The organism is Paenibacillus sp. FSL W7-1287 (genome assembly GCF_038004245.1).
Lineage (GTDB): Bacteria > Bacillota > Bacilli > Paenibacillales > Paenibacillaceae > Pristimantibacillus > Pristimantibacillus camelliae.
The window spans coordinates 4,220,578-4,233,284 of sequence record NZ_JBBORD010000001.1; the positions used below are offsets into that span (position 1 = coordinate 4,220,578).

Annotated in this window: 10 protein-coding genes; 1 reads left to right on the forward strand and 9 read right to left on the reverse strand. The window is 45.1% G+C overall.

Translation table 11 applies throughout. From position 1 onward, the window contains the following. Positions 1–44: 44 nt before the first annotated feature. Together NSQ99_RS18955 and NSQ99_RS18960 are read right to left on the reverse strand one after the other, a co-directional pair. Positions 45–461 (reverse strand): DUF3237 domain-containing protein, encoded by a 417-nt coding sequence (locus tag NSQ99_RS18955; protein ID WP_340838496.1) that lies wholly within the window; start codon positions 459–461, stop codon positions 45–47. A gap of 97 nt (positions 462–558) precedes the next feature. Beyond that, on the reverse strand, positions 559–1,500 hold the full coding sequence (locus NSQ99_RS18960; protein WP_340838497.1) for an alpha/beta hydrolase: 942 nt from the start codon (positions 1,498–1,500) through the stop codon (positions 559–561). Positions 1,501–1,630: 130 nt separating this feature from the next. On the opposite strand from NSQ99_RS18960, the gene NSQ99_RS18965 reads away from it, so the two are divergent. After that, complete coding sequence (locus NSQ99_RS18965; protein WP_340838498.1) at positions 1,631–2,386, forward strand: helix-turn-helix transcriptional regulator; 756 nt, start codon at positions 1,631–1,633, stop codon at positions 2,384–2,386. Between the two features lie 24 nt (positions 2,387–2,410). Here NSQ99_RS18965 and NSQ99_RS18970 read toward each other — a convergent pair whose 3' ends face one another. The 7 genes from NSQ99_RS18970 to NSQ99_RS19000 form a co-directional block, all read right to left on the reverse strand. After that, complete coding sequence (locus NSQ99_RS18970; protein ID WP_340838500.1) at positions 2,411–3,937, reverse strand: carboxylesterase/lipase family protein; 1,527 nt, start codon at positions 3,935–3,937, stop codon at positions 2,411–2,413. 421 nt (positions 3,938–4,358) lie between these two features. After that, on the reverse strand, positions 4,359–5,345 hold the full coding sequence (locus tag NSQ99_RS18975; RefSeq protein ID WP_251667344.1) for an ABC transporter permease: 987 nt from the start codon (positions 5,343–5,345) through the stop codon (positions 4,359–4,361). Continuing rightward, positions 5,342–6,862, reverse strand: a complete 1,521-nt coding sequence (locus NSQ99_RS18980) for a sugar ABC transporter ATP-binding protein (RefSeq protein WP_340838502.1) — start codon at positions 6,860–6,862, stop codon at positions 5,342–5,344. Before NSQ99_RS18980 ends, NSQ99_RS18975 begins: the two co-directional genes overlap by 4 nt. Positions 6,863–7,040: 178 nt before the next feature. Then, positions 7,041–8,156: a sugar ABC transporter substrate-binding protein gene (locus NSQ99_RS18985; RefSeq protein ID WP_251667343.1), complete on the reverse strand. Its 1,116-nt coding sequence runs from the start codon at positions 8,154–8,156 to the stop codon at positions 7,041–7,043. Positions 8,157–8,480: 324 nt separating this feature from the next. After that, the gene (locus NSQ99_RS18990; RefSeq protein ID WP_340838503.1) at positions 8,481–10,169 is read right to left on the reverse strand and encodes a glycerol-3-phosphate dehydrogenase/oxidase; all 1,689 of its coding nucleotides are present in this window, start codon (positions 10,167–10,169) and stop codon (positions 8,481–8,483) included. 146 nt (positions 10,170–10,315) lie between these two features. After that, the gene (gene glpK / locus NSQ99_RS18995) at positions 10,316–11,806 is read right to left on the reverse strand and encodes a glycerol kinase GlpK (protein ID WP_340838504.1); all 1,491 of its coding nucleotides are present in this window, start codon (positions 11,804–11,806) and stop codon (positions 10,316–10,318) included. Between the two features lie 23 nt (positions 11,807–11,829). Continuing rightward, positions 11,830–12,384, reverse strand: a complete 555-nt coding sequence (locus NSQ99_RS19000) for a glycerol-3-phosphate responsive antiterminator (RefSeq protein WP_340838505.1) — start codon at positions 12,382–12,384, stop codon at positions 11,830–11,832. Positions 12,385–12,707: the final 323 nt, after the last annotated feature.

Below are 12,707 nucleotides of genomic sequence, written 5' to 3' on the forward strand. Positions count from 1 at the left end.
CATGTTGTGGTCGTTTCATCTCGTTTCAGCCTCTATACCGAATACTACACCCATCTACGGATGACAATATCTATCCCGTTTTCTGTCGGTATTCCTTCACCAACACATAGTGCTTCATTCAAGAAGGAAAGCGATGGACTATCTGTAATAAGCTTGGGCGTCGTTCGAAAAGCATATGCAGCAGCTTCATTTTTATGAATATGACCGTTATTCTCCACATAAATTGTGCAGCTATTGCCGGTATGGTCCTTTCCCTTCAGCATATATCTTGCAGATAATGTATGCGTATCCTTGCCAATGATTTGTGTATCTACTCCGCCCTCAAGCACCTCTCCTTCAAAATAAGGTCCTGTGACAGTCCCGCCAAAGGTAATCATCACTACAGAAAGCCCTTCTTCCTGCTTCAGCTCTATCGCTTTGTCAATTCTGACATGTACGGTAAATATATGCTCCAGCTTCAACCTTATCATCTCCAGTGTAATGTCTCTATCTATTGCTATGATTGCTGTTATATTTTATATATTAGACTAGCGTGAGCCTTCCATCATGGGACACAGGTTATTCAGCCTCTACTTCATGCTGGAAAGGCGGCTTTTCAAGCATCGGGCGATATAAATGTGCCGATAAAAATTTTTCGGTAACATCCAGCACCTGTGGATGCCACACTCCCATCCCATGCTCCCCGCCGACAACCTTATAAAAAAGCGCTTGTTGACCGTGCTCCTTGAGTGCTTTATACATCTCTACGCTTTGATTAATATGTACGATGCTGTCGCTGTCACCATGTACGATAAGAAACGGAGGCAGCTCCTTGTTCATATTTTGATAGAAAGGACTCGCTTTTTTAGCAAGCTCGATATGTTCTTTTACTTTTTTTTCGCCAATGAATAATCCTTCTGGAGAATCCGCTGCATCATGATCGAGAATATCATTATACCGGCCTAGCGTTAGGAGGTCTGAGACACCATAATAGTCCACGACGGCGCTAACTTCATCCGAATAATCTTGGTACAGCCCATTATTATACTCGCCAATTGTAAGTCCAGTCATTAAGGATAGATGGCCTCCAGAGGAGTCTCCCCATACCGCCACTCGCTGCGGATCTACACCATATTGCTCTGCATGCTTTCGCATATAGCGAATCGCGCATTTCACATCCTCTAGCGCTGCCGGGAAAGGAGCGATATCTGTCTCTCTAATCTGGACACTTGCAATGACATATCCCTTTGCTGCAATATGACTAAGATTAGGTATGGCTGCGTACTTGTCCTGCTTTCTCCATGCTGAGCCTTGAATAAACACAACTAAAGGAAACTTTCTCCCCGCACAATGTGGCACAATGAGCTGAAGTGTTCTCTCTATCCCATCGTATTCAGCGTAGGTTATATTCGGGATGTAGCTGCTAGAATAATAGGCCCCTCTCTCAGGATACTGACCGTAAATCAATTGTGTTCCTTCTGGCATCTCATTAGCTGCAATCGCTGCTGCTTTTTTATCCATAACAATCATTCCTTTCCTTAGTTGTCACTAGTAGTACTTCTGAATTACCCTTAAATATCCTCCCTTAGCACGCTATCATTGCACATACTCTCCTATGCTATAATAGGTTCAATAGATAAGGGGGATTAGGATGACGCATATTTACTATGTTGAATGTAATCGGACACATGCTAGCGATTTCGTAATCGATGTTCCTGTAGGCTATCATTGGCTGCTCGTTATGACGAAAACACCTGCTGAATTCTGGGTCGACGGTACTCTTCAACAATACCCCGCTCATAGCGCTATCCTTTATCGTCCCCAGCAAAAGGTTTATTATAAAGCTTGTGCTGACGAATTCAAGAATGACTGGCTTCGCTTTGAAACGAAAGAGCCGTACATTACAGAAACGTCACTCCCGCTCGGTGTACCATTTTCCTTAAACGATCCTATCTTCTGCCATAAGCTAATGGAGCTATTAACGATAGAACACAATTATGATAGAGACTACAAACGTTCCTCCATAGATTACTTGCTTCGATTATTGTTCAATAAGCTGCTCGAATCCAACATCCAAACTAAACTCACACCACAGTATTACAATCTATTACAGCTGCGTAACGCAATTCAAAACAATCCTAACGATTACTGGACGGTTCAAAAAATGGCGGAGCAGCTAATGATCAGCCCCGGCTACCTGCAAACGATGTATAAAAAAGCTTTCGGAGTAACCTGTATGGAGGATGTTATTGAAAGCCGTATTAGTCTAGCTAAGGAGCATTTAAGTCATAGTACGGATAGCGTTACAGAGATTGCTTTTCGATGCGGATATCAAAATGTCGAGCATTTCATTAGACAATTCAAAAAGGTGACCGGTGTTACGCCTAATCAATTTAGGAGCAGCTAGTAGGCTGCCCCTAAATTGATTAGTTTATTTTTTGTTTTTCTTAAAATATTGCTGCACAAGAAACTGCATCATATCACTTGGCTGCTGCTCCAAAAATGTTGATTTTTCCGCAAAAAGCATTCCGTATGGTGCATCTGACGTATAGGGTGCCCATGTCGGTAGCTGGTCACCCGTGCTATCCTCACCGTTCGGATCACCGCTACGAATAAAGTTCGCCCAGTAATTACACATCTGACGTGCTAGATCGTAATGCTTCCCGACAAATGGACGCCAGCACTTAGCAAGCGTTTCGAAGAAAAACCAAAGATCGACCGAATGGAATGTGCCCGGATTGTCCCAGCCCGGTATGTCGGCGTCAAAGTTATAATAGTACATAGGCGTATTCGCACCAGAATTGGTGTTTTCATGACCCAATACCCGTATCGCATATTCAATGCTGCTCACCGCAGCCTTCTCCTTAGACAATGCAACATTAGCTGAATCAATCTGACATAGCTTTAAAAAGTTCTCAGCATCATCGCCGAACATTTCCTCAGCCATTTGTCGCAGCTCCTCAATACTACTAACATTCGGAGCACTGAAGAATTCTGAGGAGGTATGTCCTAGCATTACCGGCACCATTAGGCGCTTATTCTCCATAAACAACTCAAATGGGTTGCCAACACTGAACTTCTGATCCTCCACCGTCCCCCAAAAGCCTTTATAAGCGACCGCTTTGTCACGTAAATAAACGGCGTCAAGCTCACGTGCCTCTGCAAGAGAGGACACACCTAAATATTCGAAAAAGGTAACGCCTTCCTGCTCAGCCTCTGCTAAGGTTCTTCTAAATCTAGGCATTCGATTCCCTGGATACAATGGTGTAAATACGCCGCTTTGAACAATCGCCTTCTGAAACAATCCCTCGTTCTGTGGCGAGGTTAGCTGGCTCATGACGCTTCCTCCACCAGCAGATTGTCCGCCAATCGTCATATTGTCAGGATCACCGCCGAATGCGGCTATATTGCGCTTTACCCATCTTGTGGCTGCCTGCTGGTCGAGATGTCCGAAATTAGCGGGTGCTTCTGGTGCCTCTGCCGTAATGTCTGGATGACTTAAAAAGCCAAATACATTCAGGCGATAATTGATCGTAACGACGACGATCCCTCGTCTAGCAATACGCTCTCCGTCAAACTCCATCTCGGCAGTATGACCAACCTGGAGCCCCCCGCCAAAGTACCATACAAATACCGGAAGCTTTTCAGAAGGGTCCTTCGCAGGTGTCCATACATTTAAGTAAAGGCAGTCCTCGCTCATGGCAATGTCAGGCTCAACTGCCCACTCTCGCGTATAAATATTGTTATCATCTATCTCCTGTCTAACCTGCATAGAAACCGGAGCAAAGGCATACGCGTTATAAATGCCCTCCCAATCCTCAGCAGGCTGAGGTGCTCTCCAGCGATTCTCACCTGTAGGCGGTGCTGCAAACGGAATTCCTTTAAAGCTTGTAATGCGGGGATCAGCTGCTGGTAAGCCTTGCACTAAACCATTCTCAACTTTAACTAGCCTTAACATGACTAACGCTCCCTTCTACTACACATATTTGCTTAAACATGTCACAACACAGAAAACGCTTACACATCTCACTACTCTTTCAAGTTAGACTTTAATGGACACCCCTTATGATTACAATGATGCATTCTCATATAAAATTGATATATTCTATGGTCGTTGGTCTAACAAAATAATGGCGCGTTCATATATGGGACGAAATATGCGTAGACGTGACAGAACGTAAGCAGCTATAAAAAGACGTCAGAGATATAAGAGAACATATAAAGACCATCGTTAAGTCGCATAATAAAATAACGACCACCACTGCACTACAGGTCAATGGTTAGATGTGTTTAACCATTGGCGTGCAGTGCACAAAGGCAGTCGTTTTCTAGTAGAAGTCGAATTCGAATTGTAAAGCCGTACGTAGCTGTCAAACCTATTAATGCTTACGCTTATAGTAGGTAATGCCAAGCGCTAGCGCGAGCACCGCTCCCTTAACAATGTCCATTGCATAATACGGTACAGACAACATAATGAGACCATTCGATAGTATCCCGATCAATACAGCACCAACAAACGTACCGAATGCGTTCGGCTTACCAGAGCCTAACACGGAGTAGCCGATAAAGGCTGCGGCCACGGCATCCATCAAGTACGGAGCCCCCGCATTCACTTCAGCTGTCATAACACGTGCAGCTAGAACCATACCGCCAATTCCAGCAAACAATGCTGCTAGCACGTAAGCAATAAAACGATATTTTTTCACCGGAATCCCAGACAGCTTAGCCGCTTCAGCGTTACCACCAATCATATACATATAACGGCCGTGCTTCGTTTTCGTGAGCAATAGGTGAACAATCAGTACGGCAACGAGCATAATAATTATGATCCATGGTTGTTTTCCCAATTGCCCAAATACTGCTGGAATGGAGCCTGGAGCGTAATCACCGCTAGGCATAATCATATTTTTTGAGATGGTTGCACCACGTGTATACGTTAAGGCAACCCCTTGAATGACAAACATCGTAGCAAGCGTCATAAGCATATCTTGAATCTTAAAGCTCGTGACAAGAAAACCATTAATGACACCAACAAGCACGCACAGCACAACGACGACAAGGATGCTTACAAACATGTTTTGACTGTGCCACACAAACATAGATATAACGACTGCATTCGCTAATGAAGCGGTAGAGCCTACGGACAGGTCAAAGCCACCGACCGCTAAGGACAGCGTTAAACCAATCGCAATGATCGTTGTAATCGAGATGTAGCGAAAGATTCCGATAATACTTTCCTTCGTTAAGAAATTATCTGTAGCAAGGCCAAAAAATGCTATCAACAATACGATGGTAATTAATGTTCCGTACTTGTAAAGAAAATCAAACCAATTGATTCCTTTGCCGCTGACTTTTGCTGCCTTCATCCTGCTTGTCCTCCAGTACTATAAAACATAATTTCTTCCTCTGACGTTTGAGCAGTTACGAGCTCCTTCGCTACCTTCCCGTCATACATGACGTACATTCGATCGGTAATTCCGATCATTTCATCCATTTCACTTGAGGCGAAGATAACGCTTTTCCCTTGCTCAGCAAGCTCAGCGATCAGGTTGTAGATATCCCGCTTCGCTCCGACATCGACGCCTTTGGTAGGCTCATCGAAAATATACACCTCGGCATCAGCGAGCAACCATTTGCCAATGGCGATCTTTTGCTGGTTACCGCCAGATAAGTTAGCGACACGTGTTATGTCATTAGGCGTCTTAATGCCCAGCTTACTAATCATCGATTGTGCAGCGAGTCTTTCCTTCGCTCGGCTAAGCCACGTCTTCGCTCTCGTATGTGGCGTAAGATTAGCAATCGTTAAATTCACACCAACCGTATCCTCAACAAATATTCCTTCACGGCGACGCTCCTCAGGAATCATTGCTATTCCGTGTGCAACCGCTTGATGCGGAGCTTTATAGCTGATCCGCTTGCTGTCTAGCCGAATGTCACCTTGTGTTTTAGGTGCTGCTCCGAATAATATACGGCACAGCTCCGTTTTTCCTGCCCCAACAAGACCAGCGATGCCCACTATCTCTCCCTTACGTACATGCATAGAAACGCCATGAACCTTATCACCGTCTGCTATGTTGTCCGCTTCGAAGGCAAGCTCGCCTGCATGGGAGGATCGTTCAGGGAATTGTGCTTCTAGCTGTGTGCCGAGCATATGCTGCGCAACCTGTGCTTGATCCATCGAATGAATAGGTGCGGAGATTACGTGCTGTCCATCACGTAGAATGGTAATGTCATCACAGATTTGAAACAGCTCTGGTAGACGGTGGGATATAAATATAATGCCGACTCCTTCTTGCTTCAATCGCTCAATTAATGCAAATAAACGAGACGTTTCACTATCGCTAAGTGGCGCGGTCGGCTCATCAAGGATAAGGAATTTACAATCCATCGTTAGCGACCGCGCGATCAGCACGAGCTGTTTTTCTGCTAGTGTCAGCTCCTGAACGAGCTTTCCTGTTGGCAGCACCAACCCAACACTCGTCATAATCTCCGCTGCTTCCTTGTGGATTTTTTTCCAGCTTACAATGCTTTTCCCCTTGTAGTCATGCACAAGCTTCTCCAGCATAATATTTTCTGCTACTGATAGATTTGGAATAAGCAGCATGTCTACCTCTTGATACACAATCTGTATCCCATAATCCTTGGCATCCTTGGGCTTACGGATTGGCAGCTGCTTCCCATCCAAGGTTATACTGCCAGTGTAATGGTCATACGCTCCAGCTAGCACCTTCATTAGCGTTGACTTACCCGCTCCATTTGCGCCTATTAATGCATGTGATGTACCTGACATCATCTGAAAGTTTACAGAAGACAATGCTTGTACACCAGGGAAGGCAATCGATATATCGTTCATTTCCAGCTTGACTTTTTCGTTAGGCTTCAACTGCTCCCACCACCTTCAACAGGATATAGAGCGCCTTCCTCATAGCTAGAATGAGAAGGGCGCTCTACGCATTGCTATATTGCTATTGTACGATGAAAAGCTCATTATTAATATTGATTATTAACGATTACTAGTATTTTGGTTCGTATACGCTGAACTCATATAAATGATGCAAGCATTACTTCTCGTTTGCTGCCTTAAGGTCCTTCATCCAATCCTCAAGGAATGCATCGCTAGTGCCCCAGCTTGGAATAATAGAGCTCAGCTCATCTTCCTTCACTGGCTCAGCTGCAGCTGCCAGATCGGCTTGTTTAATTAGGCTTGCTTCAAGATTATGCGTTGGAGGCGTCTCTTCTCCAGCAAGCTTCTTAGCAGCTAGACGTACATTGATTGCACCGATTAGCTTTGGATCAACAGCAGCTGTAGATACCCATGGGCTGTTCTCTGCTTGAATAGCTTCTAGATCCGCATTAGACACGTCAATACCATAGATTTTAACTTCTGTACGACCCGCTTCTACGAGTGCTCGGTAAGCACCAATCGCAAATGCATCCCATGTTGCAAAGATCGCATCCAGCTCACCCTTTGGGTATCTAGCCAAAAGCATTGCTACCGCATCTTGCGTATCGACAGATGTATTAGCGCTAGCTACTCCGAAACGTTCAAGCTCTACGATGCCTGGATTAGCAGACAATACTTCTTGATATACTTCGTTGCGGCGTACCATGGCTGGGAAACCATCTACCCAAAGATAAAAAATGTTAGCCTCCCCGCCTGTTTCTTCAAGCAAATGATCAAGTGCAAGTGTAGCTAGTGAACGATCATCCTGAGAAGTCGTCGTCACACCTTCTACAGATTGCATCTCATCAAGTGAGTCAAACGTGACAACCTCAATGCCTTTATCTCTAATATTTTGAACAAGCTCTACTGCTGTTTGATCGTCACCGTGTGAAACAATGACCGCATCAGCATCTGAATTAGCTGCCTGCTCAAGTGCTTCATGGAACTTTAATGTATCGCCATTAGCAGAAAACGTATCGACTTGAAAACCAAGTGATTCTCCTTCTTTCTTCGCTCCTGCTAGAAATTGTGCTGTATGATCGTCGCCACCGATTTTACGGATGACTTTAATTTTAATATCTCCCTTTTCAACTAATGCAGCTGGAAGGTTTTCTACTTCAACTTTAGGCGTATTAGATGAAGATGAGCCGCCATTATTACTTCCACATGCAGTAACAACCAATACGGCTGCCAGTAATAACATTACTAATGAATACAACTTGCTAGATTTCATTTAACTCTCCCCTTTATGTCTGTTCCTAGTTATTCATTGCTTAAAGTCAATGAAGTAGTTAATACACAGTAATCCTATCGGATTTAGAATAAGGTGTCAACATATTTTTTTATAAAGATACTATTATACTAATTTTTATGCATAATCATACAAAAAAAGGGATTACCTATCGTAGCGCAATCCCTTTCCACTCATCTATGCTCTCTAATCCTGCCTGTCATTTTGATCTTTAACTACTGATTACTATTTATTCTAGCTACCCGTATATTTACTTTCCATATACAACGAGTCTAGTTTTCTATTATGCATACAACGTTATACAACTTACCGATCCGGATGTGCTTGCTTTGCCTCGGCAAGCTTGCGTTCAAGCTCTGTGCGATATTGCTCTAGTTGTTCACTTGACCATCCAAGCTCAGCGGCCATCGCCTGAAGCACGGGCTCCTTCCAGGTCTCCACCTCATTAATGCGGAAAAACAGATCCCCAGTTCGTCGAATGAAATAATCATCTGGTTTAACCGTCATCTCGTACTGTAGCGAATATTTAAGCATGATCGCTTGTAGAGTAGACAGCTGGTACGCCTTGCCCCAAGCAATCGCGTCTTGCGCCATCGAATAGATCGTATCGATATTCGTACCGTAACGCTTGACTAGCACAGCAGCGTCCTCTCTGCTGATAGGCAGCAGCGTAAGCTCTTCAATTTTAGTATCCATATAGGCTGCCATGTTGTGGGAGCCGCCGAATTCCCCACCGGAAATAGGAATGTTCCGCGTCGAAGTGTTCGACACCTGTAATGGACGACCCTCGCTTGCGAGAAGCTCCAGTGTTTTATTGACAACATTCTCTGCCATTTTACGATAGCCGGTCAGCTTGCCTCCTGCTATCGATATAAGCCCCGTATCCGAAACGAATATCTCGTCTCTGCGGGATATTTCAGACGGTGATTTGCCTTCCTCGTGAATAAGTGGGCGCAGTCCTGCCCAGCTCGATTCTATATCTTCATCCTGCAGCTGAAGACTCGGAAAGATGTTGTTCGCCGCAGCTAGTAAATAGCTGCGATCCTCTGCTGTTATCATTGGACTTGCCGCGTCACCTGTATAATTCGTATCTGTCGTTCCGAAATAGGTCTTCCCTTCACGTGGAATGGCAAAGGCCATACGCCCGTCAGGAATATCAAAATATATTGCCTGCCTTAGCGGAAAGCGAGACTGGTCGAATACAAGGTGAACTCCCTTCGTTAGACGCAGCGTCTTTCCTTTCTTCGAGCCGTCCATCTCACGAATCGTATCCACCCAAGGGCCCGCTGCGTTAATCATTTTCTTAGCATATAGCTTATAGGTTTGATCGGTCGTAACATCACGCACCTGAACACCGACTAGCTTATGATTATCATCATACAGCAGCTGCTCAGCCTTTACATAGTTCACAGCAAGGGCGCCAAGCTCATACGCTTTCTTCATTACCTCGATCGTTAAGCGAGCATCATCCGTTCGATATTCCACATAGTAGCCGCCGCCTTTAAGACCTTCCTCCTTCAGCAAAGGCTCCTTAGCCCTCGTCTGCTGAGCAGTAAGCATCGCTCTGCGCTCATTTCGTTTTACACCTGCTAAAAAATCGTAGACTCGCAGACCGATGGATGTTGTAAAGGGGCCAAATGTACCTCCCTTATATAAAGGCAGCAGCATCCACTCTGGCGTTGTCACATGAGGTCCATTTTCGTATACGATGGCCCGTTCCTTCCCTACCTCAGCGACAACACCAATCTCCAATTGCTTCAAGTAACGCAGTCCACCGTGTACAAGCTTTGTAGAGCGGCTCGATGTGCCGCCTGCAAAATCCTGCATCTCGATTAAGCCTAGCTTTAGACCTCTTGCTGCGCCGTCAAGAGCTATACCTGCTCCAGTGATTCCCCCACCGATGACTAGCAGATCAAGCTGTTCACTAGCCATCCTCTCTAGCGTTTGCGTACGATGCAACACACTAAACTGCTCTTCCTCACGCTGTCTTCTCATGCTCTCATCTCCCTTAATTCGTGCAGATAAAACAAAAAAGAGAAACCTCGGAAGCCGTTCTGTACGAGCATAAAAGCTCATATGAACGGCATTCGCGGTTTCTCCATATCTCCAACCATTATTAACTTGTCGTCAGTATATCACAATTACTCACAAAATGCCATTGCCGCCTTCACAGCACGAAGCCAGCCCTTGAATAGCTGCTCTCGCTTTGCTTCTTCCATTTGCGGTATGAAAACACGTTCACTTTTACGCAGCGTAGTAAGCTCTTCCTTGCCACTCCAGTAGCCTACAGCAAGACCAGCCAAAAACGCTGCTCCAAGTCCAGTGGATTCACTTGCAGCTGGTCGTTCTACTACTACGCCTAAGATGTCACTTTGAAATTGCATCAGAAAATCATTGCGAATTGCACCGCCATCTACTGCCAGCTTCGATAGCTTAACGCCTGAATCCTCTTGCATGACCGCAAGCAGCTCACGAGATTGATAAGCTAGCGATTCTAGTACTGCTCGAATCAAGTGTGCCTTCGATGTCCCTCTTGTGATCCCAAACATCGCACCACGTACATCGCTGTTCCAATACGGTGTGCCCAGCCCTACAAAAGCAGGTACAACATAGACGCCTTCTGACGATTCTAAGCTAGCTGCAACCTCTGAGGTTTCTGCAGCATCCTCAATCAAGCGCAAGCCATCACGCAGCCATTGAATCGCCGCACCAGCTATAAATACACTTCCTTCCAGTGCATACTCTAGCTTACCATCAATCTCCCAGGCTATCGTTGTAAGCAGACCATGCTTAGAGGAAATCGGCTTCTCACCCGTATTCATTAGCATAAAGCAGCCAGTTCCGTACGTGTTTTTCGTATCTCCAACATGATAAGCCTGCTGGCCAAACAGCGCCGCCTGCTGATCTCCTGCTGCGCCAGCGATAGGAATCGGGTAGCCTACCACACCCTCATCAAGATAGCCATAGACTTCGGAGGAAGATTTCACCTCAGGCAGCATAGACGATGGGACTGTGAGCAATTGCAAAAGCTCCTCGTCCCATGCGCGAGTATAAATATTAAACATCAGAGTCCGAGATGCGTTCGATACGTCAGTAATATGCACCCGGCCGTTCGTCAGCTTCCAGATCAACCAGCTCTCCACTGTACCAAACAATAGCTTTCCTTGCTCAGCAAGCTCCCTCGCACCATCAACATGCTCAAGCACCCATCGAACCTTCGTGCCAGAAAAGTAAGGATCTATGACGAGTCCTGTCTTCTTGTTAAAGGTCTCTTCATGCCCTTCTGCTTTTAGCTGCTCACATAGCGCTGAGGTTTGACGTGATTGCCATACTAGACCATGATAGATTGGCTTCCCTGTCTCTTTGTTCCATATAATCGTCGTTTCCCGCTGATTCGTTATCCCGATCCCTTGTACGGCCTTCGCCTCAACGTTAGCTTTTTGTAACAGCTGTCGCACTACACGCAAGGTTGACTCCCATATGTACTCCGCATCAACCTCTACATGCCCAGGATCAGGATAAATTAATGGCAGTTCTTCCTGTACAATCTCAATAACTTCGCCTTGCTTATTAATCAATAATGCCCGTGTACTTGTTGTCCCTTGATCAATCGACATCATGAATGTTGCCATACGAACTCCTCCTTTACTCTCTATCATTTGCGATAGGTCCATAATTCCTTTCGAGAGGTCGTAATCGCTGCTGCTCCTGCATCTAATGCTTCCGTAATATGCTGATGCGTCTTAATCAAGCCTCCACCAATAACAGGGATGCCCGTCTGTTCCTTCACTTCCTGAATCATCTCCGGAATAATGCCTGGCAGCACCTCGATGTAATCAGGACTTGCCTTCTCAATCACACGATAGCTCCGCTCGATCGCATCACTATCAATTAAAAACATACGTTGAATGGCTATTAACCCTCTCTGCTTCGCTCGCATGACAACGCTTGCTCTTGTTGAGATAATACCTGCTGGACGAATCGATTGACATAGAAAATCAGCTGCATGCTCATCGTTTTTCAATCCGTCTATCAGATCAGCATGAAGAAAAACTTGCTTGTTATGTCCTTTGATCAAGTCAACGATCGCCTTTAACTGTCCGATGTGACCGCCAAGCAATACCATATAGTGATGAGAAGATTCTAGAACAGCCTCTACATCCTTCATCTTGCGAGCAGCTGGAAGTACAGCCTGATTAAGTTGGTTCATCGATCCCTCTCCTTACAGTGTGCTATTCATTGGCTAGTGCTTTGTTATAGAACATCGTTATGGCGATATTGTGAGAATTCATTGTGACAATCATAATGGTTTGTTCATCTGCACAAATGATAACGAAGCGAACAACAGTTACTTAAATGGGAATGTAAATGCTATCATTCGTTATTCGACAATATTATGAATGACTACGGCTTACTGCGTCAAGTACCAATACTAAAAGGTGATTATTGGTAACGAGCTCTGCTACATCGCTGTAGCTCTACTGGCCTGCGATAATGAAGCTGCAAAAAAGGCCTATCCGACAGCGTTGAATT